Annotated in this window: 23 protein-coding genes; 17 read left to right on the top strand and 6 right to left on the bottom strand. The window is 62.3% G+C overall.

Annotation, left to right across the window (positions count from 1 at the left end):
* Positions 1–94: 94 nt before the first annotated feature.
* From ACYQ1A_RS10885 to ACYQ1A_RS10865, 5 genes are all read right to left on the bottom strand, one after another.
* The gene (locus tag ACYQ1A_RS10885; RefSeq protein WP_499362045.1) at positions 95–1,348 is read right to left on the bottom strand and encodes a J domain-containing protein; all 1,254 of its coding nucleotides are present in this window, start codon (positions 1,346–1,348) and stop codon (positions 95–97) included.
* 347 nt (positions 1,349–1,695) lie between these two features.
* The gene (locus ACYQ1A_RS10880; RefSeq protein WP_499362044.1) at positions 1,696–3,321 is read right to left on the bottom strand and encodes a J domain-containing protein; all 1,626 of its coding nucleotides are present in this window, start codon (positions 3,319–3,321) and stop codon (positions 1,696–1,698) included.
* Positions 3,318–5,033, bottom strand: coding sequence for an Hsp70 family protein (locus ACYQ1A_RS10875; RefSeq protein ID WP_499362043.1), 1,716 nt, complete (start codon positions 5,031–5,033; stop codon positions 3,318–3,320). The genes ACYQ1A_RS10880 and ACYQ1A_RS10875 overlap by 4 nt, the downstream gene beginning before the upstream one ends.
* A gap of 124 nt (positions 5,034–5,157) precedes the next feature.
* Positions 5,158–5,784 (bottom strand): GIN domain-containing protein, encoded by a 627-nt coding sequence (locus tag ACYQ1A_RS10870; protein ID WP_499362042.1) that lies wholly within the window; start codon positions 5,782–5,784, stop codon positions 5,158–5,160.
* 50 nt (positions 5,785–5,834) lie between these two features.
* On the bottom strand, positions 5,835–6,239 hold the full coding sequence (locus ACYQ1A_RS10865; protein ID WP_062224660.1) for an SRPBCC family protein: 405 nt from the start codon (positions 6,237–6,239) through the stop codon (positions 5,835–5,837).
* Positions 6,240–6,485: 246 nt separating this feature from the next.
* On the opposite strand from ACYQ1A_RS10865, the gene ACYQ1A_RS10860 reads away from it, so the two are divergent.
* From ACYQ1A_RS10860 to ACYQ1A_RS10850, 3 genes are all read left to right on the top strand, one after another.
* Positions 6,486–7,058, top strand: a complete 573-nt coding sequence (locus ACYQ1A_RS10860; RefSeq protein ID WP_499362041.1) for a hypothetical protein — start codon at positions 6,486–6,488, stop codon at positions 7,056–7,058.
* Positions 7,055–7,438 (top strand): hypothetical protein, encoded by a 384-nt coding sequence (locus tag ACYQ1A_RS10855; RefSeq protein WP_053935754.1) that lies wholly within the window; start codon positions 7,055–7,057, stop codon positions 7,436–7,438. Before ACYQ1A_RS10860 ends, ACYQ1A_RS10855 begins: the two co-directional genes overlap by 4 nt.
* 136 nt (positions 7,439–7,574) lie before the next feature.
* Complete coding sequence (locus ACYQ1A_RS10850) at positions 7,575–8,276, top strand: peroxiredoxin-like family protein (RefSeq protein ID WP_499362040.1); 702 nt, start codon at positions 7,575–7,577, stop codon at positions 8,274–8,276.
* Here the strand turns inward: ACYQ1A_RS10850 and ACYQ1A_RS10845 are convergent.
* On the bottom strand, positions 8,273–9,202 hold the full coding sequence (locus ACYQ1A_RS10845; protein ID WP_062224656.1) for a LysR family transcriptional regulator: 930 nt from the start codon (positions 9,200–9,202) through the stop codon (positions 8,273–8,275). The genes ACYQ1A_RS10850 and ACYQ1A_RS10845 overlap by 4 nt on opposite strands.
* Positions 9,203–9,376: 174 nt before the next feature.
* On the opposite strand from ACYQ1A_RS10845, the gene ACYQ1A_RS10840 reads away from it, so the two are divergent.
* From ACYQ1A_RS10840 to ACYQ1A_RS10775, 14 genes are all read left to right on the top strand, one after another.
* Positions 9,377–10,207, top strand: a complete 831-nt coding sequence (locus ACYQ1A_RS10840; RefSeq protein WP_499362039.1) for an ABC transporter permease — start codon at positions 9,377–9,379, stop codon at positions 10,205–10,207.
* A 2-nt stretch (positions 10,208–10,209) separates the two neighbouring features.
* Positions 10,210–11,055 (top strand): ABC transporter ATP-binding protein, encoded by an 846-nt coding sequence (locus ACYQ1A_RS10835; RefSeq protein WP_499362038.1) that lies wholly within the window; start codon positions 10,210–10,212, stop codon positions 11,053–11,055.
* On the top strand, positions 11,052–12,254 hold the full coding sequence (locus ACYQ1A_RS10830) for an acyl-CoA dehydrogenase family protein (RefSeq protein WP_499362037.1): 1,203 nt from the start codon (positions 11,052–11,054) through the stop codon (positions 12,252–12,254). Before ACYQ1A_RS10835 ends, ACYQ1A_RS10830 begins: the two co-directional genes overlap by 4 nt.
* Before the next feature lie 2 nt (positions 12,255–12,256).
* Complete coding sequence (locus ACYQ1A_RS10825) at positions 12,257–13,372, top strand: LLM class flavin-dependent oxidoreductase (RefSeq protein ID WP_499362036.1); 1,116 nt, start codon at positions 12,257–12,259, stop codon at positions 13,370–13,372.
* A gap of 122 nt (positions 13,373–13,494) precedes the next feature.
* Positions 13,495–14,586 carry an LLM class flavin-dependent oxidoreductase gene (locus ACYQ1A_RS10820; protein WP_053935759.1) on the top strand — a complete coding sequence of 364 codons (1,092 nt, stop codon included), beginning with the start codon at positions 13,495–13,497 and terminating at the stop codon, positions 14,584–14,586.
* Position 14,587: 1 nt separating this feature from the next.
* Positions 14,588–15,541 carry a D-isomer specific 2-hydroxyacid dehydrogenase family protein gene (locus ACYQ1A_RS10815; protein WP_499362035.1) on the top strand — a complete coding sequence of 318 codons (954 nt, stop codon included), beginning with the start codon at positions 14,588–14,590 and terminating at the stop codon, positions 15,539–15,541.
* A gap of 23 nt (positions 15,542–15,564) precedes the next feature.
* A complete protein-coding gene (locus ACYQ1A_RS10810) occupies positions 15,565–16,383 on the top strand; it encodes a class II aldolase/adducin family protein (protein ID WP_083458650.1) in 819 nt (272 codons plus the stop codon).
* Positions 16,384–16,388: 5 nt separating this feature from the next.
* Positions 16,389–17,138: a TonB family protein gene (locus tag ACYQ1A_RS10805; RefSeq protein ID WP_499362034.1), complete on the top strand. Its 750-nt coding sequence runs from the start codon at positions 16,389–16,391 to the stop codon at positions 17,136–17,138.
* Positions 17,139–17,275: 137 nt separating this feature from the next.
* On the top strand, positions 17,276–18,067 hold the full coding sequence (locus ACYQ1A_RS10800; protein WP_499362033.1) for a MotA/TolQ/ExbB proton channel family protein: 792 nt from the start codon (positions 17,276–17,278) through the stop codon (positions 18,065–18,067).
* Positions 18,068–18,069: 2 nt separating this feature from the next.
* Entirely contained in the window at positions 18,070–18,507 is a 438-nt protein-coding gene (locus ACYQ1A_RS10795) for an ExbD/TolR family protein (RefSeq protein WP_062225049.1), read from the top strand.
* An 8-nt stretch (positions 18,508–18,515) separates the two neighbouring features.
* On the top strand, positions 18,516–19,505 hold the full coding sequence (locus ACYQ1A_RS10790) for an ABC transporter substrate-binding protein (protein ID WP_499362032.1): 990 nt from the start codon (positions 18,516–18,518) through the stop codon (positions 19,503–19,505).
* Between the two features lie 39 nt (positions 19,506–19,544).
* Positions 19,545–21,707 carry a TonB-dependent receptor gene (locus tag ACYQ1A_RS10785; protein WP_499362031.1) on the top strand — a complete coding sequence of 721 codons (2,163 nt, stop codon included), beginning with the start codon at positions 19,545–19,547 and terminating at the stop codon, positions 21,705–21,707.
* Between the two features lie 14 nt (positions 21,708–21,721).
* A complete protein-coding gene (locus tag ACYQ1A_RS10780) occupies positions 21,722–22,333 on the top strand; it encodes a cysteine dioxygenase family protein (RefSeq protein WP_499362030.1) in 612 nt (203 codons plus the stop codon).
* 14 nt (positions 22,334–22,347) lie between these two features.
* Positions 22,348–23,952: a rhodanese-like domain-containing protein gene (locus tag ACYQ1A_RS10775; protein ID WP_499362029.1), complete on the top strand. Its 1,605-nt coding sequence runs from the start codon at positions 22,348–22,350 to the stop codon at positions 23,950–23,952.
* Positions 23,953–23,954 lie beyond the last annotated feature (2 nt).

Genomic DNA, 23,954 nt, shown 5'->3' with positions numbered 1-23,954 from the left:
CGCCACCACAGCGCCGTCTGATGCGTGGCGGTCACGGAGAACGGTCCGGCCCGTGCCCTCGGGGCCGTAACCTCACGCCGCGCCGTGGCGCAGCTTAGCGGGCGCGCCGCAGGCGCTGGATGAAGTCGCCGATGCGGATGGCGTAGATGGGTAGCGCGATGGCGACAAAGAGTATTAACGAAAACCACGGCGTCCTGCCGTAGGCATGCTGCATGGCGTCCTGGTACACATCGCGCCCCAGTGTGCGAGTGGCGAGTCCAATGCCCACGGTCCATAATGCAAAACCCGGCAAGGCTTCGATGACGGCGGGTTGCAGTAGCCGCGGCGCGGGGTGGCGCATCAGACGGCGGCATAACCACGGCCATTGCGTGACGGCGCAAATGGCCAGCAATAACAACACCGCGCTGCACAGACCGCCGAGCAGACTGAGCCCCAGTAGCAGCGGCAAAAACTTGTCCGCTGCGCCCAGCCAGGTGACATGCATCAAGCTATAGGCGATACGCGCGCCGGACAGCGCCCCGAGTAGCGTGAGCAGATACAGGGGCCGCGCCGTCAGGTTAAAGCGGCGCACGCGCCAGAAAGCGCGGGCCTGCGGATCCAGCCTGGCGGCAAGCGCCGGGTGCATCTGTTCGATCTCATGCAGCATGCCGCGCGCATTGTCCTGGATGACGGGCAACAACGACAAAGCGCGCGAGCGCAGCGGTTGCCAGGGCTGCTGCAACAGCGCGGCGGCGGCGAGGCGGGCATAACGTGCGGCAGCGCCATGCGCGGTGCGGCCCGCGGCAAAAGCGCGCAGTTGCGCTTCGTACCGCTGCTCGCTCTCGGCCTGCCGCAGCGCCTGCACATGCTGCACAAAAGCGGCGACCGTTGTCGGGTCTAGCCGGGTCAGATGGCCCAGGCCCTGCCAGTTGCAATAATCCGCCACGGCATCGATCACGCTCAGCGCCAGACCGGAAGCGCTGATGCCGTGCATCAACCCGATTTCGAACCAGGCGCGATCTTCCAGCCCGTCAAGCGCGTGCTGCGCCAGCCACTGGCTGAGCCGGGCGATGGCGTCGGTAGGGGCAATAGCGGCGTCGAATTGCGCAATCAGCGCCTGAGCCTGTTGCCGTATCCGCTTGGGGGGATCGATCGCAACGTTCTCGGCTTGGGCATGAGCAGGCGGCGCCGCCGCAGCGGCGGCCAGCTGCAGCGCGGCTTCATAGGCCGCGCGGATTTGCTGGAATGCGACGGGGGCCTCGTCGGCCCGATGCAGCTTGGCCAGACGCGCGTAAGCACGTTTGATCTCGCGCACATCGGTGGTCGGCGCCAGTTGCAATACCGCCCAGGCAAAATGCGACGCGCTCATATCCGCCCCCGCGCTGAAAATGCATCTGCTGGCAAGCACGAGAGCGGCAGGGTCTGGGCACGAGCATGGGATGGTTGCGGCGCGCCGTCGCGCCAGATAGCGCACGGGCTAGCGCTGGTTCCGAGGTCTATTCCAACTGTCATCTGGGCAGGCTTATATAAACGAAAGCGCCTCTAACGGGCGCAGACGAGTATTTCAGCATGCGTTATGCAGGCGCTCAACCGGAGCAACCAGGCCGGGTGTCGATACAACACGATACAAGTCGTCTGGCGTTTTATCGCGCTGTGTCATGCGCATGAAACGCTGATCTGCCTGGAGGGCCGTCAGCGGTCGGACCGGTTTGCCACTCAAGCGGCCTGGCGCCACAGCAAGATGAACCGCTTGACCCGGCGGACATAGGGCGGCACCCAGAACAGCAATAACATAGACATCGGAAACCAACTGAGGCTCATGATGACGTGTTCGTGCTGATAACCGTCATAAGCCGCGTGGGCGCTAAAGACGAAGCCGCCCAGCAACAGGATGCTGGACATCATCATGCCAGGTACTGCCCGCAGTACGCCCGGTTTGCACAAGGTGGGCGCCCAGTGACGGGCACGCGGGGCAATCACGTCGCGCAGCACGCGCTCGGCGCCGGGCTGCAGCATAACCGCCGCGTAGAGCAGCAAATGGAAGGCCAGCAAGACCAGCCATACTCCCACCATGCCGGCAAACAGGCTGGCAGCAATCTGCCATGGCCGCACGCCATCGCTGCCGAACTCCAGATGCTCGGCCATACTCAACGCGCTGATTACAAACAGGATAGGGACCACCCAGAACGGCCGGCTCGTCAGATCCATATGCGGTTTGCGCCAGAAGGCAAGGGCGCGCGGATCCAGTTTTCCGGCCAGTGCCGGATGGCTGGTCTCGATCTCGTCCACCCACTGCAGGGCTTGTACCTGGACCGGATGCAGCAGCGACAGCAGGCGTGACTTGATTGGGTTAAAAGGCTGTTGCAGCAGGGCGGCCGCGGCCATCCGCGCAGCGCGTGTGCCCTGGTCAGCGCCGGTCTGGCCGGCCGCATACTGGCGCAGCTTGAGTTCGAAATCACGCTCGCTTTGCTCATGCCGGGCGCGGTAGACGCGTTCCAGAAAATAGTTGACCAGCGCGGGCTCCCGCTGCGTCAGGTGCGCCAGATCGGTCCATTCAAAATAGGCGGCGATGGCGTCGATCAGCGGTAGCGGCGCCAGCACGGGTTCGGCCAGGCCCAGCATGATGCCCAGCTCGAACCACGGGCGGTCTTCCAGTCCGTCGATGGGATGTTGCGCCAACCATTGCGCAATCGTGGCCACGGCGGCCTCTGGTGCGGTCTCTGGCGCAATACCGCGCGCCAGCGCCTGGGCCTGCAGCCGGATGCGGAAATACGTGGCGCGTTGCAGCCAGTCACGCTGCGGCGGCAGCAAGGTGGTGTCGGTGGGCCAGCCCAATACCTCGCTGGCGTGCTGCACGGCGTCGATCGACACCGCGGAACGGGCCATAAAGGTGTTGAGCACGGCATGCGAAAAGCGGGCACGCAGCGGCAGCAGACTGGCCAGCGGGTGCGCCAGACAGTCTGCCAGCGCCGCCTGGAACGCAGCCGGCTCTTCTGTATTCATCGCCGCAGTCAGTTGCAGCACCCAGTTTTCTACGGTTTGCGCTGCGTGATCCGCGGGCGGCACTGCCTCTGCGCTGGCCGCCTCGGCTGTGCTTGCCGTGTCCGCAGTGCCATCGTCGGCGTCTGCTGCAGGCGCAGTGGGGGCGGCGCCATCGGCCTGCGCTGCCGCAAGCTGGAGCGCGGTTTCATAGGCATTGCGCAGACGCTGAAACCGCTGCGGATCATCTTCTGCACGATGGATTTTGGCCAAGCGGGCGTAGGCGCGTTTGATTGCGCGCACGTCGGCGGTCGGTTCAAGTTCCAGTTCGGCCCAGGCTGCGGGTGGTGAGGACAGGCTCATAGCAACACTTCGCCTTCGACGTCGGTGAGTAGACGATGCAAAGCCTGGCGGCCCTCGGCAATCTGTGCGGCATCCTGGGTTTCCAGCACGGTGCGAAAGCGCGCCAGTGCCTCGCCGATCACCATACGCTCGTGCCCCAGCATTTCCTGGTACAGCCGCGCCGCGCGGTTCAGCAAAAAGGCGTTTTCGGTCTGATCGCGCGGATGGATCTTGAGCGCCGCCAGCTTATCCAGTTGCGCCTGTATCTCTGCCGGCGACAAGGCGCCGGGGGTTTTTTCAATCAGCAGGCGTTTTTTCTCGCCGCTTTCCGGCACCACGCATTCGGCTTCGAGCAGCCCGTCAATGCTGTAGGTAAAGCGGACTTCAAGATCCACCGCACCTGCCGGGCGCGGCGGCACCGTGATTTCCAGTTCGCCCAGAAACACATTGTCTTTGACCTCATGCGATTCGCCTTGGTAGATCCGCAGCAGCACGCTCCTCTGGTTATCGCTCACCGTATAGACGGTCTCGCTGCGGCTGACGGGCACCACGCTATTGCGTTCGATGATGGGCAAGAACACACCCGCCTGACGCTGGCCTGGACCATATTGCCGCGTGGTTGCGATGCCCAGGGTATAGGGGCAGACATCGGTCATGACCACTTCGCGCAGTGCCGCATCGCGCGACTTGAGTCCGGCTTGCACTGCCGCACCCATCGCGACGATCTCATCGGGGTTGAGATGCACGGCAGGCAGGCGGCCAAACAGGCGTGCCACCATGCGCCGCACCAGCGGCATGCGTGAGGCGCCACCCGCCAGCACGATTTCGTCGAGGTCGGCCAGCTTGAGCCGACTGTCCCGCAAGGCACGCTCCAGCGGCTTGCGCAGACGCAGCAGCAAGGGTTCCACGCGCCGGGCGTACTCCGCTTCCGTCACGTTCCAGCGATAACTCTGGTCCTGCCACACCAGGCTGAATTCAACGCTGGGCTGCTCGCTCAGCGTGCGCTTAACGCGTTCGGCTTCCTTGCGCAGCAGCTGGCGCAAGCGGCCGGATTGCGGATCGACGGGGTCCAGCGACGGCTCCAGCGTGGGATGTTGTTGCAAAAAGCCTTCGATTAACGCAGTGGCAAAATCTTCGCCGCCAAGGAAATTGTCGCCAGCACTGGCGCGCACTTCCATGACGCCGTCAAACAATTCGAGGATGGAAACGTCAAAGGTGCCGCCACCAAGGTCGAACACCAGAAAGGTCGATTCTGCGTCGCGCTGATGCAGGCCATAGGCCAGCGCAGCGGCAGTCGGCTCGTTCAACAACCCGGCCACCTGCAGCCCGGCCAGCTCACCGGCCTGGCGCGTGGCTTTGCGTTGCGCGTCGCTGAAATAGGCGGGAACGGTAATGACGGCCTCGGTCACCGGCTCTCCCAGAAAACGCTCGGCGTCGGCTTTCAGGGACTGCAGCACCAATGCCGACAATTCTTCAGGCCGGAAGCGCTGGCTGCCCAGCGTGGTGTGTTGTGCGCTGCCCATATAACGTTTGAACACGGCGGCGGTGTGCTGGGGATGGGTAATCAGTCTTTCACGCGCGGGCAGGCCAACCAGCACCCGGTTTTCGTCGTCTAGCCCCACCACGGAAGGGGTGAGGGTCAGGCCCAGCGCGTTGGGAATCAGCTGGGCTGCGCCATCACGCCAGACGGCGCACAAGCTGTTGGTGGTGCCAAGGTCGATACCGATGATCATATGTCGCAGCTTTAAAGAGGGCAAAAGCGCGCCGTAAGCCGGGCGCGCCGCGTATTTCAGCACGCGCCACTGCCACTCTCAATGGATGTATCCGCTGATGGGTATCGATACAACAGGCGGGTAATCAGTCGAACGAAACACTGCCTATGCCATGCGTCGTTACATCGCGTTTGACCGGCTTGCCACCGATATCAACCGAGCCCACGCCATTGACCGTTACGCTGACACTTTGGTTGGCATAAGCCCGGACCGAACCGGTGCCAGCGATATCGATCGCAGCGTCTTTGGCTTTCAGTTGCTTCAGATCGATGTCACCCGCGCCTTTGACGCTGGCGCTGATGTGATGCACCTGGCCACTGGCATGAATGCTGCCCGCACCTGCGATGCGCGTATTGAAGGCCGCGCCGGTCAGGCCGGTGGCTTTGAAATCACCGGCGCCATCGATGGACACGCCGCTCAGCGCTGGCCCGGTGGCGACGATGTGGATGGCGTGACGCACATCGCTGCCAGATTTGAGATCGATGGTCAGTTCACCATTGCTGACCGTGGTGGTGAGCTGGGCAAGGACCTCGGGCGCGGCGGTGACTTGCAAGCTGGCGCTGGGGCCGACGGTGTAACTCATCTCCACCGGTGCCTTGATGCGGATTTCGCTATAGCGCGTCAGCTGGCGCGACTCGGTCTGGTCGGCGGCATAAGTGGTGGTCAGGCTGGACAGCAAAACAACGGCGAGTAGGGAACGGCTGAGCAACATGTTCAACATCCTGTGGCTACAAAAAAGGTCAAACGCAAGCTGCGCTGCGCTTATTGCGCTTCAACGTGCTTCTTGAAATTGTCGAGGATGGCCTGCCAGCCCTGCTGTTGCTGCTCGACCGGGTATTCGGTTTCGGCTTCAAACGTGACGCGTACCGTCACGCCCGCCGGCGTCTCGGCAAACACCACTTGCGCCGTACGCTCGCCAAACGCGTATTCGATCAACTGGTTTGGCACGATCCTGGTATAGGTGCCGGCAAAGTCAAAACCCATGCTGCCGTCCTTGGCTTCCATGCGCGAAGAAAACGCGCCGCCTTCGCGCAGATCGACGCTGGCGGTGGTGGTATGCCAGTCGTCCGAGGCGGCGTTCCATTGCACGATGTCTGCCGGAGTCAGATAAGCGCGCCACACCTGAGCGACGGGCGCGGCGACGGTGGTTGCTACGGTGATCTGCATGGCGGTGTTTTCCTTGAGTGACGACTGTACCCGGCATGGGGCGGCAGCGCCGCGCGGTCTGGACTACGCGGCCGGGTGGCTTAGTTTAGGCAAGAAAATGCCCACGCGCAGCAGTCTGTTTATGTGGCGTGGCCTGACCGGGTTATCGTTCGTTGGTATTAGTGCGCTTATAGTCACAGACAATTCTGCGAGAACAAGCACCGGGCCTATGATGGCACTTTGTTTGACCCCAGCAAGGAAAACGCAATGCAAGCGATTGAGTGTGAAATCACGCCTTTATCCGCGGCCGAAGTCGAGCGCTTACAGGCGGTCGCGGTGCGTATTGATCTGGATTTCAGCCATGCGCTGCAGTGGCTCGCTACGCTGCCCGAGTGGGAGCGGCAAGCGGATCTGGCTGATCTGGAAACGGTGGCTGACGCATGCGAGCGTGGTGAGCTCGTCTTGCCGCCCGCGACTGCGGCGCGACCAGCGCAAGCCGAAACGGATGCCGTTGCCGCAACACGAGCGGGGATAACCTCTGCGGCGGCCGCCCTTGACCCGGCCGAGGCCGACTATTACGCCCGAGCCAGCGCCTTGTGTGAGCGCGGCGATCTGGTTTTTGCGGATTTTGTCGACTATGCCGCCCGGCTATGCGATGAAGCGCGGGCGGAAGCGATGGAAGAGCTGGAATTGATCGTCAACGATTTGCAGCCCGGTGAGGCGGCTTATTCAGCGGATGAGGCCGTCGTCATCACGCGCCTGCTGGTGCGCAAACGGGTTGACGCCCTCAAAGCATGGCAACAATCAGGCTTGCCTGCTCCATCCGGAACAAGACTATGAGTACGGCGGCGGTGACTTTCTCAGAGGCCGCCGTGCGCGAGGTAGCGGAGCTGGCGGCAAACCATGCGGAATGCATCGTGTATCAGGTGGATCGCGCTGTTGATGTCGAACTCATTACCGACCGATTCATCTGCCATTGCTATATCGAACCCGGATTACAGCTGCGGCCACCGCGCCACACCAGCTTCGGCTCGCCGATCCGTGGCTTTCGGCGCAGGGGCTCGGGTTATGCGGCGCGCTTCCAGTTCTTTCATATGCAGCGCGCGTATCGGTGGACGACCTGCCGCTACAGCGGCATTGCCCAAGTCAGCTTTAGTGAGCAACGCCTTGCTGGTGTCCGCGTAATTGCGGTCAAACACCAACGTAATGTGCAGAAATAAAATACGGGTGGCTCAGCGGCAATGGTGGGCCGCCCGCACGCATAAACTTCATGCAAAAGTTTGATTGGTAAGCCAACTCGCAGCCACATAGCCTTCAGGCCACAACACCCAACGACTCTTGCCTGGAGCGCTCAAAATGAATACCCCCGTTACCCCGCAACTGGCTCCGCAAGCCAGCACCAACACGGCCAGCCTGCAACAACTGCTGGCCGAATTGCACGCCCAGCGCGTCGCCACGTGGGCGCCGGAAGATCTGGCCGTCAACGTTAACCAGCGCGCCACGCTGGTGGCCGAGCACAACCGCGCCGCCACCGCGCAGATTGGCGATGTATTGCCCGACTTTAGTGTGCAAGAAGTGAATGGCGATCCGGTAACGCTGGATGAGCTCACCGCTGCTGGCCCGGCTGTGCTGGTGTTCTTCCGCTTTGCCGGTTGTCCGGCCTGCAATATCGCGCTGCCGTATTACCAACGCGCCTTGCAGCCGGCGCTGCAGCAACTGGGCATTCCGCTGCTGGCGCTGAGCCCGCAACGCAGTGACCGCCTGGTCGAGATCAAACAACGGCATCAGTTTGATTTTCGCGTGGCCACCGACCGCGACAACGCACTGGCGCGTCAGCTCGGCATTCTTTATGAATTCGACCAGGCATCGCGTGATGCGGCCACTGCCAAGGGCAATCCGATTGGCGATGTAACCGGCACCGGCACGTGGGAACTGCCCAAGCCCACGGTGCTGGTGGTCGATCAGCACAAGACCATCCGCTATATCGATGTCGCGCCCGACTGGTTGTTGCGCACCGAAGCCGAGCCGATTATCCAGGCTGCGGCAGCGGCGCGTTAAACCGCGAGCGAGAAGGCGGTCCGGGCATGGATGGCCGGGCCGAAACCGGCGGCGATGGCGGCGCCAAACTGGTTAACCGGCGGCAGCAAATTGCCCAGGCCCGCCAGACGCACCAGCCACAAATTAACGTCGAGTTTGAAGTCGGTTAATTGCAGCGCCACCAGCTGTTCGTGGTGGCGGCTGGCGGCCAGCAAGGAGCGCGGGGCCAGGCCGATGCCGATGCCTTGCGCTACCAGCCCCAACTGTAGCTCCGTGCCAAAGGTATCCAGATTGACTTGCATATCCAGACCCTGGCTGGCCAGCGCGCGTTGCAAGCGGCTTCTAAATCCGCAGCCTTCCGGGTTCAGAATCCAGCCGCGTTTATGCAGATCACGCAGGCTGTAGCGGGTTTCGGCATCAAAGTCGCTGCGACGGCCGACGGGCACCATTTCCAGCGCCAACAAATTATCGACGGCCAGATGTTCTGGAAAAGCATACGTGTTCGGCATCAGCACGGTGGCGGCATCCAGTTCCCCGGCCGCCACGGCGGCGATCAATTTGCTGCTCCAGTTGGTGGACAAGCGCGCCTGCACATCGGGAAAGCGCTCCGACAATTGTTTAAGCGCATCCACCAGCACGTAATCGCCGATCACCTGAGTGATGCCCAGGCGTAAATCACCGGCCGGCGCGGCATCGCTGGCGGCCAGTTTCTTTAGCGCCTCCAGTTCGCGCAACACGGCGCGGCATTGTTCAAAGACGCGCCGGCCCATCGGCGTGGGGCGTGGCGGTTTGGTGTTGCGATCCAGCAAATCTACGCCCAGCGCCTGTTCCAGGTTCTGGATGCGCCGCGTTATGGCGGGTTGGGTGATATGTAAAACGTCAGCCGCGTGGCTGACCGATTGACGCTGCACGACGGCAACAAACGCTTTGATGTCTTCGGTTTTCATGTCTCTCACGCATGAAAATCATGCGAACAATGCATTGGATTAATCATCCTGACATGGATAAAGTGGTCTGTAAATAACCCAATCGAACAAAGATTTTGACTGTAATGCATTTTAATTATAACAATGCAGGCAGCAAAACCCGGCTTCGAACCCTTGGTGTTTACGGAGAACGCGATGTCTTTGTCTTTGCCTCAAACCGGTCTGCCCAGCAGCAGCGCCGCGCCGCGCTGGCGTATCAAGGCGCGGCATTTCAGCGGCTTGTCACGCTTTGCCAGCCCGCTGGTGCTGCTGGTGATCTGGGAAGTGGCCAGCCGCACCGGCCTGTTGCCCGCGCACATCATTGCTGCGCCCACCTCCATCGTGTCCACCTTCGCCGATATGGTCGCCTCGGGCGAACTGCCGCGGCATCTGTGGGTATCGCTGGCGCGCGTGGCCAAAGGCCTGGCGCTGTCGATCACGCTGGGCACCGTGCTGGCGCTGATGGCCGGGCTGTCGCGCAAAGGCGAACTGATTGTGGATGCGCCCTTGCAGATGCTGCGCACGCTGCCGTTTCTGGCGCTGGTGCCGCTGTTCATCCTGTGGTTTGGCATTGGCGAAGCACCCAAGCTGGCGCTGATTACCTTCGGCACGATTTTTCCGGTCTACCTCAACCTGTACAGCGGCATCCGCAGCATCGACAGCAAGCTGATCGAGGCGGGCATCAGCTTGGGGCTGAGCCGCAGCGAACTGATTACGCATGTGATTCTGCCCGGCGCGCTGCCGTCCTTCCTGGTGGGCCTGCGTTACGCGCTGGGCATCGGTTGGCTTAGCCTGGTGGTGGTGGAACAAATCAACGCCACCGAAGGCATCGGTTATCTGGTCGGCAGCGCGCGCGACTTTATGCGCACCGACATCATCGTGGTGTGCTTGCTGGTGTACAGCCTGCTGGGGCTGTTGACCGATGCGCTGGTACGTCTGATCGAACGTCATGCCCTGGCGTGGCGCCCATCCTTTCTGCGGAGCTAATCATGACGACGACCCCCGATTTTATCGTCCCGGCCAACAGCATTACCCCCGCCAACCAGCCCGACACGCTGCAGCCGCAACTCGCGGTCAGCGCGCGCAATGTGGTGCGCCAGTTTGGCCAGCGCAAGGTGCTGGATGGTCTCAATCTCGATATCAAGGCTGGCGAATTTGTGGCGCTGCTGGGCCGCTCCGGTTGCGGCAAGACCACGCTGCTGCGCTCGCTGGTGGGCATAGATCAGGTCAGCAGCGGCACGCTGACCATGGCGCCGCAGCGCGCTGCCGTATTCCAGGAACCGCGCCTGATGTTGTGGAAGCGCGCCTGGCGCAATGTGGCGCTGGGTGTGCGCAAGCCCAACCTCAAACAACTGGCGCTGGACGCACTGGCCGAAGTGGGCCTGAGCGAACGCGCCGAAGCATGGCCCGCCACCTTGTCCGGCGGCGAAGCGCAACGTGTGGCGCTGGCCCGTGCGCTGGTGCGCGAGCCCCAACTGCTGTTGCTGGATGAACCGTTTGCCGCACTCGACGCGCTCACTCGCATCCGCATGCATCAGCTGATACTGGCGCTGTGGCAAAAGCACAAACCGGCCGTGCTGCTGGTAACGCATGACGTGGACGAAGCCTTGTTGCTGGCTGACCGCATCCTGGTGCTGGCCGATGGCAAAGTCGCCGCCGAGATCCCCAACACCGCCGCCCGGCCGCGCCACGCCGATGACCCGGCGCTGCAACGCAAACGCCGCGAGCTGCTGGGATTGCTGGGCGTGGAAGAAGCCGCGCCGTTTGTGGCCAGCGGCCCCGAGGCCAGCCAGCCCCTCACCGCACAGACCCAGCCGGAGCGCGTCGCCGCATGACCACCACCATCACCCCCAATGTGACCAACGCCAGCGCGGTTCGCGTCGAACTCGATAGCCCGGCGTGGGATGAATTGCTGGGCCAGATTACCCAGCAACTGGCGCAAACCGCCGCGCAGCATGATCGCGACGGCAGCTTTCCGCATGCCAATTTTGATTATCTGCAACAGCACGGTTTGCTGGCGCTGACGGTGCCCAAAGCGCTGGGCGGCTACGAAGCCAGCCTGAGCCAGACCGCCGCCGTCATCCACGCCGTGGCGCGCGGCGAGCCGTCCACCGCGCTGGTGTTGGTGATGCAATACCTGTTTCAGTTATCGATTGCGCGTAACGAAAACTGGCCCGCGCATTTGCGTGAGCGCGTCGCAGCGGAAGCCGTCAAAGACGGTGCCTTGATCAACGCCTTGCGCGTCGAACCCGAGCTGGGCACCCCCGCGCGCGGTGGTTTGCCCGGCACGATTGCGCGGCGTACGCCGGAAGGTTGGCGCATCAGCGGCACCAAGATTTATTCGACCGGCATTCCGCGTTTGACCTGGCTGGCGGTGTGGGCGCGCTCGGACGATGCCGACCCGCTGGTGGGCGCATGGCTGGTGCACCGCGATACGCCGGGCATTACGGTGGTCGAGGATTGGGACCACTTGGGCATGCGCGCCAGCGGTAGTCATCGCGTGGTGTTTGATGACGTGCTGGTGCCGCTGGAGCACGCAGTGGAAGTCGCGCCGGCCAGCCAGCCCGGCAAACCGGATGGCGCGTTCTACAGCTGGATCAGCGTGCTGTTGTCCACCTTGTATGACGGTGTGGCGCATGCCGCGCGTGACTGGTTTGTGCAATGGGCGCACGGCCGCGTGCCCGCCAATCTGGGCGCGCCCTTGTCGAGCTTGCCGCGCTTTCAGGAAGGCCTGGGCGAAGTGGAAGCACTGTTGTTCGCCAACCGCGCCGTGCTCGATGCCGCCGCGCTGGGCCGCACCCGTCCGGCCGACCAGGGCCTGATCAAATACACCGTCACCGGCAACGCCATTGCCGCCGTGCAAAAAATCGCCGAGCTCACCGGCAATCCCGGGCTGAGCCGGCACAACCCGCTGGAACGCCATCTGCGCGATGTGCTGTGCAGCCGCATCCATACCCCGCAAAACGACGCGATTCTGACCACTGCCGGCAAGGCCGCATTCGCCGCCGCCGCCGCGCAACCCCGGAGCCACTGACCATGTCTGTCCAGTTCATCGGTTTTATCTCGCATCAAGAAGTCAGCGAAGCGCTGGCGCCCACCGGCCCACTGATCAACAAGGCGTGGATTCGCGCCGTGGCGCAAGCGCACGAATACGCCGGTTTTGACCGCGCGCTGGTGGCGTATGGCAGCACCATGCCCGACGCCATCCAGATCGCCGCCTATGCCGCGCAGCACACCAAAAAGCTCAATCTGCTGATCGCGCATCGGCCCGGTTTTAGCGTGCCGACCCTGGCCGCGCGCAACCTGGCCACGCTGGATCAGTTCAGCGGCGGTCGCGTGGCGGTGCACATCATCACTGGCGGCAGCGATGCCGAGCAGCAACGCGATGGCGACTTTCTCGACCATGACCAACGCTATCGCCGCACCGACGAATATCTGAGCATTGCGCGCAAAACCTGGACCAGCGCCGAACCGTTTGATTACGCCGGCGAGTTCTATCAGATCAAAGGCAATGTCTCGGCCATCAAGCCGGTGCAGCAACCGCATCTGCCGATCTTTTTTGGTGGCTCATCCGACATCGCCATCGATATCGCCGGCAAGCACGCCGATGTGTATGCGCTGTGGGGCGAGCCGCTGGCCGCAGTAGCCGAAACCATCGCCAAAGTGCGCGCCGCCGCGGTGCGCCACGGCCGCGCGGCGGATGCGATCAAGTTCAGCTTGTCGCTGCGCCCGATTCTGGCCGAGACCGAAGATGCGGCATGGGCCAAGGCCGATCGCATTCTGGATGCGGCGCGCGAACGCGTGCAGCACAACCCGCTGTTTGCCCAACGCGGCGCGCCGCAAAACGTCGGTTCGCAGCGCTTGCTGCAGGCGGCCGAGCAGGGCGCGGTGGTGGACCAACGCTTGTGGACCGAGATCGCCAAGCTGACCGGCGCGGCGGGCAATTCGACCTCGCTGGTCGGCACGGCCGAGCAAGTGGCCGATAGCTTGATCGAGTACTACAAGCTGGGCATTACCACCTTCCTGATCCGCGGCTTTGACCCGCTGCAAGACGCGCTGCAATACGGCCGCGAACTGCTGCCGCTGGTACGCACCAAAGTCGCCGCACTCGAACAAACCAAAGCCAAAGCCACCGAGCTAACCGCCGCATAGGGTGGGTCTAGACCCACCACCCAAAGCCGCCGAGATGGACACCACTTTGTGCGGTGGGTCTTGACCCACCCTATGGTTCGCTGTCCCAGCCGTACATGAATTGTGATCAAGGACTATCCAACATGACCGTCGAATTTATCGGACTCGTTTCAACCCAGGACGCCAGCGAAAGCCTGTTGGCGCAAGGCCCGGTGGGCGATGTGCAATACGTGGCCGCCAGCGCCACCGCGCAAGAAAACGCCGGCTTTGACCGCGTGCTGATCGGCTATCACAGCCAGTCGCCCGATGGCTTCCAGATTGCCTCGCAAATCGCCTTCAACACCGAAACGCTAAGCCCGCTGCTGGCGCATCGCCCCGGCTTTGTTTCGCCCACGGTGGCGGCGCGCGCTTTCGCGACGCTGGACCAGCTCAGCGACGGCCGCCTTTCGATTAACGTGATCAGCGGCGGCGACGACGTCGAGCAAGCGCGTGATGGCGATTACCTCAGTCACGATGAACGCTACGCGCGCACCGACGAATACCTCGATGTGCTGAAAAAAACCTGGAGCGCCACCGCGCCGTTTGACCATGACGGCAAGTACTACCAGGTGCGCGGCTTGTTTAATCCGGTCAAGCCGGTGGGCGATATCCCGATCTATTTTTCTGGCGCTTCGGACGCCGCCATCCGTGTGGCGGGCAAGCATGCCGACGTGTACATGCTGTGGGGCGAAACCGTCGATAGCGTGCGCGATGTGATCCGCAAAGTGCGAGCCGCCGCTGCTGAATACGGCCGCGAAAACCACATCCGCTTCAGCCTGTCGTTCCGCCCGGTGCTGGCGCACAGCGAAGAAGCCGCATGGGATCGCGCGGACCGTATTCTGCAAGCCGCGCGCGAGAATCTGGACAAGTCCGACTTCTTCAAGCGCCGTCCGCAGCAACCGCAAAACGAAGGCTCCAAGCGCTTGCTGGCGCTGGCGGGCGAAGGCCGCGTGGCGGACCAACGCCTGTGGACCGAGATCGCCGCGCTAACCGGCGCACGCGGCAATTCCACCGGCCTGGTCGGCACGCCCGAACAAGTGGCCGAATCGCTACTGGCGTATTACGACCTGGGCGTCACCACCTTTCTGGTGCGCGGGTTTGATCCGCTGGAAGACGCGGTGCTGTACGGCCGTCATCTGATTCCGCTGGTGCGGCGTCTGGTGGCCGAACGCGCGCACGAACGCGTGGCGGCCTGACATGAGCGACGCCATTGTCATCGCCAGCCAGCTGGACGACCGGCTGAACCAACTGGTGCGCGAACGCGTGCCCGGCGCGCAGGTAATTGAAGTTGCGCCCGGCGCGATCCATGCGCTGCCCACCGAGGCCGAAGTGCTGTTTGTGCGGCCGCTGGGCCCGCACGGTGTCGACCTGAGCGCGCCGCCGCCACCGGGCTGGCCGTTTGGCGTGCGCTGGGTGCAACTGGCGTCGGCCGGCATCGATTTTTATCCGGGCTGGTTGTTCGACGGCCCGGTGGTGACCTCGGCGCGGGGCACGGCCGCCGAGCCGATTGCCGAGTTTGCCCTGGCGACGATTTTTGCCGCCGCCAAACATTTGCCGGATGCGTGGATCCATCAAGCCAGCGACTGGAAATGGCAACCGGTAACGCTGTTGCAAGGCAGCACGCTGGGCATCTTCGGCTTTGGCGCCATCGGCCAGGCGCTGGCACGCAAGGCCTTGGCGCTGGGCTTCAAGGTGATCACCGTGCGCCGCACCGATGCCGAACCCGAAGTGCCCGGCGTGCAACGCGTGGCCGATATTGGCGCGCTGTTTGCCCAGGCTGACCACGTGGTGCTGGCGGCACCGGCCACCGCCGCCACACGCCATATCGTCAACGCTCAAGTATTGGCGCAGGCCAAACCCGGTTTGCATCTGGTGAACGTGGCGCGCGGCAGTCTGATCGACGACGACGCGCTGTTGGGCGCATTGGCCGCGGGCAAGATCGCGCTGGCCTCGCTGGACGTCACCGAGCCCGAACCACTGCCGGCCGACCATCCGTATTACTCGCATCCGCGCGTGCGTTTGTCACCGCATACGTCCGCGATTTCGCCGGGGATTTTTGCCAACCTGGCCGATCGCTTTATCCAGAATCTGCAGGCCTGGCGCAGCGGCGCCACGTTAACCGACGTGGTCGATCCGCAACGCGGCTATTAACCGAACAACCCAGGAAAACCGTCATGAGCACCGCCACCCTCGAACGTCCGCGTCCCTCGGTCTACGGCTTTGCCAAAGACAACAATCCGTTTCGGCTGAAGAGCGTGCCGACCGCACCCACCATTGAGGCCGAACGCCTGCATCGCAAGCAACGGCTGGCCGCGTCGTTCCGCCTGTTTGCGCTGTATGGCTACGACATGGGCGGCGCAGGCCATATCACCGCGCGTGATCCGGAATGGCCCGACCATTTTTGGGTTAACCCGGTCGGCGTGTATTTCGGCCATATCCGCGTGTCCGATTTGCTGCTGGTTAACCACCACGGCGACATCGTGCAAGGCGAGGGCCAGTTGAACCGTGCCGCGTTTGCCATCCATAGCCAGCTGCATATCGCGCGGCCTGATGTGGTGGCCGCTGCGCATGCGCACTCGCTGTACGGCAAGGCGTTTTCGTCGTTGGGCAAATTGCTGGAACCGATCACGCAGGATGCGTGCGCCTTCTACGACAACCACGTGCTGTTCGACGATTACACCGGCGTGGTGCTGGATACCAGCGAAGGCAAACGCATTGCCGCCGCGCTGGGCCACAAGAAGGCCGCCATCCTGCAAAACCACGGCATTTTGACGGTGGGCGAAACGGTGGAAGCGGCCGTGTGGCGCTATATCGCGATGGATGATGCTGCGCGTACGCAGTTGATTGCCGAAGCGGCGGGCACGATCAAACCGCTATCGCATGAAGTGGCCTTGCACACGGCAGGCCAGGTCGGCGGCGAGGTGGGTAGCTGGTTCAGCTTCCAGCCGCTGTGGGATCGCGTATTGCGCGATCAGCCTGATTTTCTGGAGTAACCGCCATGACGCTCGCGCTCAATTTCGCCTTGCCTTCGCTGACGCCACCGGTCTCCGGCTCGCGCGTTAAACGCTGGGGCCGCAGTGGTTATGCCGTGTCGTTTGCATTGCACGGCGTGGCGGCGGCGTTGGCGCTGGCGTGGACGTTTCACCATATCGAACCGGCTGCGCCCGTCGATAAGCCGATAGAACTGGTGATCGAAAAACCGCAACCCGAACCGCCTAAACCGAAAGAAATTGTGCCGCCCAAGCCGCAGCCCTTGCAGCCGCCGTTGCCCGCGCCAGCGCCGAAAACCGTGGCTGCGCCGCGCCCCGCACCGGCGCCGGCACCCGCGCCGGCCGTGGCGCCGCCGGTGAATGCAGAGCCGGTGGCCGAAACACCGCCGCCACCGCCAGCCCCGGCGCCGGTTGCTGCACCCGCACCCGCGCCGGCCCCGGTGGCCAAGGCCAGCGCGAGCGACGGCATCCCCACCGATTACGTCAACAAAGTATTCGCGCGCATCAACCGCATTGCGGCCGGGCATTACCCGAAGGCCGCGCAATTGCGCGGGCAAGAAGGGCGGGTGGTGTATCACCTGGTGTTAAGCCCGGCCGGTGAGTTGCTCAGTTATGAGCTGGAGCCCAGTGGCGTGGAGAGCCTGGACAAAGCGGCGGAAGAGGCGCTGAAGGCTGCTGCGCCGTTTCCCAAGCTGCCGGATCTGGGGGCGAGTAGTTACAAGTTGACTGGCGCGATTGCGTACAAGTTGGGCGCATGAGTGAACCCCCACTGCAGCGAAAAACGCCGAGGTTGCGGTTCTGTTCTTTGGCATTGAGTGGTGGGTCGCGACCCACCCTATTTGCGCACACAAAAATTTGACGAAATAAGTTGTTAACCATCCCTGGAGATCTTGTTATGGCAACCGAAATTCCTTTGGCAGGCGCTGCCGTCGCCGCCCATTTGTCGCCGTTGGCTTTGTTTTTGCAGGCCGATAGTGTGGTCAAGGCAATCATGATTTTGCTGGCGGTGGCATCCGTCGCCAGCTGGGGCGTAATTCTGGACAAGCTGCTCAAGTTTGGCCGTCTGCAAAAGCAGGCGCGGGCATGGTTGGCGGGGGCGGCCAGCGAGCCGTCGTTGCGGCCGCTGGAAAACGAACTGGCCACGCATCCCGATGATCCGTTTGCGCGTATCCACAGCGCAATCACTGCCGAGTGGCGCGAAAGCCATCGCCGCGGCCTGACCGGCAATAGCCACGACAAAGACAGCCTGAAAGAACGCCTGAACCGCGTCGGCCAGATTGCCTTGGGCGTGGAAATCGAACGCCTGCAAAAGGGGCTGCAAGTGCTGGCCACCATTGGTTCGGTGGCGCCGTTTGTGGGTTTGTTTGGCACGGTGTGGGGCATTATCAACGCCTTCCAGGGCATTGCCGCTACCAACAACACCAGCCTGGCGGTGGTGGCGCCCGGCATCGCCGAAGCGCTGTTTGCCACCGCGCTGGGTCTGGTGGCTGCGATCCCGGCCGTGGTGGCCTACAACCGTGCTGCGGGCGATCTGGGCAACTATGCCAACCGCCTCGGCACGCTGATCGGGCTGACCGAAGTGGAATTGTCGCGGCGCTTGTCCGCCAACGAAGCGCCGTCGGTGCGCGTGCAGCAAGACCAGGCACGCCGCAGCGAAATCGGCCAGCTTGCCGCTGAGGCCGCATAACCATGGGCGCAAAACTGGCAGGCAATACCAATCCGCTGGTGCCGAGTGCGGTCAGCGAAATCAATGTCACGCCGCTGGTGGACGTGATGCTGGTGCTGTTGATCGTGTTTATGGTGGCCGCGCCGTTAATGGCCACCGGCATCAATGTCGATCTGCCCAAGGCCAACGCCAAGCCGCTGACCGACCCCAAGCCGCCGTTGGTGGTCAGCCTCGACGCCGCGGGCAAGGTTTATATCGACAAAACGCCGGTGGGCGCCAGCGGTTTGCTGGTGGCGCTGAAAGCCGCATCGGGTGGCGACCATGAGCGCCATATCCATGTCAAAGGCGACCGCAGTATTGCCTACGGCAAGGTGGTGGAAACCATGGGCCAGATCAGCGACGCCGGGTTTAACAAAGTGGCGCTGGTGTCTGAAGCGCCCAAATCCGACAGCGCGCAGTGAGTGACGCCATGAACCATAAAAACTTCAATGCGGGCCGCCGTCAGACTTTGGGCTTGTTGAGTGGCGCAGCACTGGCTTTGGGCACCTGGCCGCTGGCCAGCTACGCGGCGTCGGCCGGGCTAAGCAATATCGATTTAAGGATTGCGCGCTTCAAAGGCGACAACTCATATTTTCTGAAAGATGCCGGGCTGGCTAATCCACCTTATCGCGCCGAATACGCCGAATTCTCGGGCGGCAATCTGATTGTTGAGGCCATCAGCGCCGGCTCGATTGATGTGGGCGGCATGAGCGAGATTCCGCCGATTTTTGCCGTGCAAGCCAATACGCCGTTGCGGTTGGTGGCGGTACTGAAAGGCGACGTCAATAACCAGGTGATGCTGGTGCCGAAAGGCTCGGCGATCAAAGACGTGGGCGAACTGAAAGGCAAGCGCATTGGCTATGTGCGCTCGACCACCTCGCATTACTTTTTGCTGCGTTTATTGCGCGAAAAAGGCCTCAGCTTTAGCGATGTGACGCCGGTGTCGTTATCGCCGCAGGATGGCCTGGCGGCATTCCAGAGTGGGCAACTGGATGCGTGGGTGGTGTATGGCCTGGTGGTGCAATTTGCCCAGGCCAAAGGCGCGCGGGTTTTAAAAACCGCCAATGGTTATTTGTCCGGCAATTATTTGATGGCCGCGCACAAAGACGCGCTGGCCGACCCATTGCGGCGCGAAGCCATCGGCATTCATCTGCAACGCGAGCAACAGGTTTATCAATGGCAAACCGCGCATCCCGATTTGTGGGCCGCGCGCGCCAGCCAGATTACCGGCGTGCCTGGTTCGATTTTTCTGGATGAATTCCACCAGCGCAGTACCGATCCGCGTCTGGTCAAAATCGACGATGCCGCCATCAAATCGCAACAAGCCGTGGCCGATTTATTTGCCGATAACGGCGTGATTCCCAAACGCGTGAATGTGGCGCCGTTATGGGACAAACAATTAAACAGCGTACTGGCTTAAGCCCGGCGCCATAAAACCAGACTTTCAGGGACTCATAAGATGATCAATTCCGAACGCCTGTCCGGGCGAGCGTCGGGGGCGTTTGCGCCCAAACCGGCCGCAGTTTATATCGCCGTGCTGGCGGCATTGGCCAGCACGGCCTTTGCTGCAGATAACGCCGATACCATTCCTGATGTGACCGTGACCGCGCAGCACAAAGAAGAAAGCCTGCAAAAAACGCCGATTGCCATTAGCGCATTCAGCGAACAGCAACTGGAAGATCAGGGCATTGATTCGGTGCGCGATCTGGCCGGCCGCGTGCCCAATCTGAATATGCCGCGCGCGTCGATCAGCTACAGCACGCAAACCTATTCGCTGCGCGGCATCGGCGAATCCGATCCGATCCAGGAATCGGCGGTGGCGGTGTATGCCGATGATTTGTATATCCCGCGCGCCATTTCTTCGATGCTCGACTTTAACGACGTGCAACAGGTTGAGGTATTGCGCGGTCCGCAAGGCACCTTATATGGCCGCAATTCCTCAGCGGGCGCAGTGCGCGTAATCACCGCCGACCCCGACGAAACCACGCGCGGATATGTGCAGTTGAGCGGCGGCAATTACAACGCGGCCAATCTGCGCGCGCTGGTCAGCGGCCCGATCAAGGATGACGTGTTGTTTGGCAGCGCGTCGATTATCCGGCTAACGCGCGACGGCACCAGTTGGGACCCCACGCGTGGCCAGGATGTAAACAATGTCGATATCACCGCGTTTCGCGGCAAATTGCGCGCCAAACCGGATGAGCAATGGGATGTGCAATTAACCATTAATGCGCTGGTCGACCGCAGCGATACCACCAGCTATACGCCGCGCAATCAGGGCCCGGGCACGTATAACCCGTATCTGACTTTGTCATCGCTGAGCCCGGAAAACGGCCTGAACCAAGGCTCGGCCGTGCTGCGCGCGATTGATCAGATTAACGATCATTTGCAGTTCAAATCGGTGACGGCGTATTCGGCCTTTAACCAGCCGGTGGATTACGACAATTCGGGCCAGGCCGCCGTGATCCAACAAAACCTGATTCACTACAAGCAGCATTACTTTACTCAGGAATTCCAGCTTAACGGCAATTACGACCGCTTTGATTTCAGCACCGGCCTGTTCTTTTATCACGAGAATTTTCTCGCCGATCGCAACAACAATACCTATAGCGTGGCCAGCAACAAGGTCAGCCGCTACGGCGAATACAGCACCACGGTGACCGACAGTGTGGCGCTATATGGCCAGGGCGATTACAAGTTCACCGAGCAATGGCGCGGCACGCTGGGTTTGCGTTTTACCGAAGAGAAAAAAGACTTCGATTACAGCCATCTGTTTTTGAATGCGCAGCAGCAAGTCACCGGCACAGATTTCCAGACCAGCGACAATCATCGCTGGTCCAGCTTTACCCCCAAGATTGGCGTGGACTACCAATGGACGCCCACGCTGAACCAGTACGCCTATATCGCACGCGGTTTCAAAGCCGGTGGTTACGACAATCGCGCCCCCAGCGCATTGGCGGCCACTACGCCGTTTTCGCCAGAAACGGTGACCACTTATGAAGCCGGGATCAAGAGCGATTGGTATAACCGCAAACTGCGCGTGAATGCCGATGTGTTCTACAACGATTACTCGGATTTGCAAGCGACGGCGCTGGACCCCTCGACCGGCGTATCGCAACGCTTTAATGCCGCCGGGGCGCATACCTGGGGCGTGGAACTGGAAACCAGCGCGCGGCCGCTTAGCGGTTTGTCGCTGTCCGCCAATGTGGCTTATCTGCATGCGGTCTATGACGATTTCGTCAATGCGGGTGGGGCAGGGACCAATGCGGCAGGCAAATATCTGACTTATTCGCCGCAATGGAATGCCAGCGCCGCCATCGGCTATGTGTTGCCGATTGCCAGCCTGGCCGGGGCCTGGAAAGTGAATGCGGATATCCAGTTCCAGACCAGCTCGTATGCCAATCCGATGAATACCGATCCGTTCAAGATCCCGACGCAAAAATTCATCAATGCCAATACCAGCTATACCTCGGCCGACGGACATTGGGTGACCACCTTCTCGATCAGCAATCTGCTGAACGATGCCTATATCCAGTCGGCGTCATATACGCCCGGCACCACGGCCAATTACGCCAATTACAACGCACCGCGCACGTATTTGCTGAGCGAGCAATACAACTTTTGAGGCAAGGAGCCGCCATGACCGTCGCCACAGAACCGATTAACGCCAACCAACGTTTGCGCCAGTTTGTGCATCAGATCAGCGCCGCTGTGGCGCACACGCAGGACGAAGCGCCCTTGCTGGACCAGGTGGCGACGGCGCTGGCGGCGCTGGTGCGCCACGATGACTGGCTGCCGCCCGAATACGCGCAGCCAGACCCGCAACGCTATCGTCAGTACGCCTTATACGTGGACGGGGCGGAGCGCTTCTCGGTGGTGAGCTTTGTCTGGGGGCCGGGCCAACGCACACCGATTCATGACCACACCGTGTGGGGCGCGATCGGCGTGCTGCGCGGCGCGGAGACCAGCCAGGCCTTTGCGCCTGCGGCCGATGGCAGTTGGCAGGCGCATGGCGTGCCGCATCGGCTGGCGCCAGGCCAGGTGGAAACCGTGTCGCCGCGCCTTGGTGATGTACATCAGGTAAGCAATGCCTATGCCGACCAGGTCTCGATCAGCATCCATGTGTATGGCGGCAATATCGGCGCGGTGGCGCGCCACATTTTCGAGCCCAACGGCGCGGTCAAGCCGTTTATTTCGGGTTATTCCAACACGCATTTGCCCAATATCTGGGCTGGCCCGCTGGGCCATTAACACGGAGCCGTCCCATGAACGCCCCTCTGGCTGCAGCTGCCCCGACCTTTGCCGTGACCACCGGCGCCGCCGTGCGCGTGGCCTTGAGTGCGGGCCAGGAAATCGCCTTGCTCGACGTGCGCGAAGAAGCGCCGTTTGCGCTGGCGCATCCGCTGTTCGCGGCCAATTTGCCGCTCGGCCGTATCGAACTGGAAGCCTATGAACGCATCCCGCGCTTGAGCACCCAGCTGGTTATTTACGATAACGGCGAAGGCCTGGCCGCGCACGCCGCGCTGCGTTTGCGCCAACTTGGCTACAGCCAGATCAGCCTGCTGGCTGATGGGCTGGCGGGTTGGCGCGACGGCGGTGGCGAGATTTTCCAGGACGTCAACGCACCCAGCAAAGCCTTTGGCGAACTGGTCGAGGCGCAGCGGCACACGCCGTCGCTGAGCGCCGAGGAAGTGCAGGCGCTGCTGGATGCCAAAGCCGATGTGGTGGTGCTGGATGCGCGCCGCTTTGATGAATACAACACCATGAATATCCCCGGCTCGCGCAGCCTGCCCGGTGGTGAGCTGGTGTTGCGGATACGCGATCTGGCACCGGACCCGGCCACGCACGTGATCGTTAATTGCGCTGGCCGTACGCGCAGCATTATCGGCACGCAATCGCTGGTAAACGCGGGCTTGCCCAATCCCGTCACCGCCTTGCGCAACGGCACCATAGGCTGGACGCTGGCCGGGCAGAAGCTGGAGCATGGCCAGACGCGGCGGGCAGGCGACTATTCGCTGGAGGCACGCGCCTGGGCCGCGCCACAAGCGCGTGATCTGGCGGACCGCAGCGGCGTGCAACGGCTGGATCTGGCCGGATTGCGCCAGCTGCAAGCCGATACGCATCGCACCACTTATTTATTTGATGTGCGCGATCCGGCCGAATATGTGGCGGGGCATTTGCCCGGCTTTATCAACGCGCCCGGCGGGCAGTTGGTGCAGGAAACCGACCACGTTGCGCCGGTACGCGGTGCGCGCATCGTGCTGGTGGATGATGACGGTGTGCGGGCCAATATGGCGGCGCACTGGCTGGCGCAAATGAACTGGACTGTGTGGGTGCTGGATGGCGTTGCGCCCAAGGCGTTTAGCGAAACCGGCGCGCGCGTGCCGCTGCGGCCCGCCGTGGGGAATGTGGCGCGCATTACGCCGCGCCAGGTGCAGCCGCAATTGCAGAACGGCCGCGTGGTGCTGGTGGATTTGTCACCGAGCCCGCGTTATCGCAAGGGCCATATCGCGGGCGCGTGGTTTGCCTTGCGCACGGGTCTGGAGCACGCCGATCTGCCCGCAGCCGAGCATTACGTGCTGACGTCCACCGATGGCGTGCTGGCCGCGTATGCCGCAGCGGAATATCCCACGCTGCACGGCGCACGCGTGAGCGTGCTGGATGGCGGCAATCAGGCGTGGCTAGACGCAAAACTGCCGCTGGAAAGCGATAACGCGCGCTACGCCAGCGCGCCGGAAGACGTGTACCGCCGGCCGTATGAAGGCACCGACAACGCGGCGGCGGCGATGCAGGCGTATCTGGATTGGGAGTACGGGCTGGTGGCACAGCTCGGCATCGACGGCACACACGGCTTTAAAGTGCTGCGGTGATT

The sequence above is a fragment of the Silvimonas sp. JCM 19000 genome (assembly GCF_054652575.1).
This window is presented reverse-complemented; position numbering and strand designations above follow the sequence as displayed.

Coding starts and splice junctions, on each gene's coding strand:
- ACYQ1A_RS10775 (WP_499362029.1), top strand. CDS start 22,348: ATGAACGCCCCTCTGGCTGCAGCTGCCCCGACCTTTGCCGTGACCACC.
- ACYQ1A_RS10875 (WP_499362043.1), bottom strand. CDS start 5,033: ATGATCATCGGTATCGACCTTGGCACCACCAACAGCTTGTGCGCCGTC.
- ACYQ1A_RS10865 (WP_062224660.1), bottom strand. CDS start 6,239: ATGCAGATCACCGTAGCAACCACCGTCGCCGCGCCCGTCGCTCAGGTG.
- ACYQ1A_RS10840 (WP_499362039.1), top strand. CDS start 9,377: ATGTCTTTGTCTTTGCCTCAAACCGGTCTGCCCAGCAGCAGCGCCGCG.
- ACYQ1A_RS10880 (WP_499362044.1), bottom strand. CDS start 3,321: ATGAGCCTGTCCTCACCACCCGCAGCCTGGGCCGAACTGGAACTTGAA.
- ACYQ1A_RS10845 (WP_062224656.1), bottom strand. CDS start 9,202: ATGAAAACCGAAGACATCAAAGCGTTTGTTGCCGTCGTGCAGCGTCAA.
- ACYQ1A_RS10780 (WP_499362030.1), top strand. CDS start 21,722: ATGACCGTCGCCACAGAACCGATTAACGCCAACCAACGTTTGCGCCAG.
- ACYQ1A_RS10785 (WP_499362031.1), top strand. CDS start 19,545: ATGATCAATTCCGAACGCCTGTCCGGGCGAGCGTCGGGGGCGTTTGCG.
- ACYQ1A_RS10790 (WP_499362032.1), top strand. CDS start 18,516: ATGAACCATAAAAACTTCAATGCGGGCCGCCGTCAGACTTTGGGCTTG.
- ACYQ1A_RS10835 (WP_499362038.1), top strand. CDS start 10,210: ATGACGACGACCCCCGATTTTATCGTCCCGGCCAACAGCATTACCCCC.
- ACYQ1A_RS10885 (WP_499362045.1), bottom strand. CDS start 1,348: ATGAGCGCGTCGCATTTTGCCTGGGCGGTATTGCAACTGGCGCCGACC.
- ACYQ1A_RS10825 (WP_499362036.1), top strand. CDS start 12,257: ATGTCTGTCCAGTTCATCGGTTTTATCTCGCATCAAGAAGTCAGCGAA.
- ACYQ1A_RS10805 (WP_499362034.1), top strand. CDS start 16,389: ATGACGCTCGCGCTCAATTTCGCCTTGCCTTCGCTGACGCCACCGGTC.
- ACYQ1A_RS10850 (WP_499362040.1), top strand. CDS start 7,575: ATGAATACCCCCGTTACCCCGCAACTGGCTCCGCAAGCCAGCACCAAC.
- ACYQ1A_RS10800 (WP_499362033.1), top strand. CDS start 17,276: ATGGCAACCGAAATTCCTTTGGCAGGCGCTGCCGTCGCCGCCCATTTG.
- ACYQ1A_RS10810 (WP_083458650.1), top strand. CDS start 15,565: ATGAGCACCGCCACCCTCGAACGTCCGCGTCCCTCGGTCTACGGCTTT.
- ACYQ1A_RS10870 (WP_499362042.1), bottom strand. CDS start 5,784: ATGTTGCTCAGCCGTTCCCTACTCGCCGTTGTTTTGCTGTCCAGCCTG.
- ACYQ1A_RS10830 (WP_499362037.1), top strand. CDS start 11,052: ATGACCACCACCATCACCCCCAATGTGACCAACGCCAGCGCGGTTCGC.
- ACYQ1A_RS10860 (WP_499362041.1), top strand. CDS start 6,486: ATGCAAGCGATTGAGTGTGAAATCACGCCTTTATCCGCGGCCGAAGTC.
- ACYQ1A_RS10855 (WP_053935754.1), top strand. CDS start 7,055: ATGAGTACGGCGGCGGTGACTTTCTCAGAGGCCGCCGTGCGCGAGGTA.
- ACYQ1A_RS10795 (WP_062225049.1), top strand. CDS start 18,070: ATGGGCGCAAAACTGGCAGGCAATACCAATCCGCTGGTGCCGAGTGCG.
- ACYQ1A_RS10820 (WP_053935759.1), top strand. CDS start 13,495: ATGACCGTCGAATTTATCGGACTCGTTTCAACCCAGGACGCCAGCGAA.
- ACYQ1A_RS10815 (WP_499362035.1), top strand. CDS start 14,588: ATGAGCGACGCCATTGTCATCGCCAGCCAGCTGGACGACCGGCTGAAC.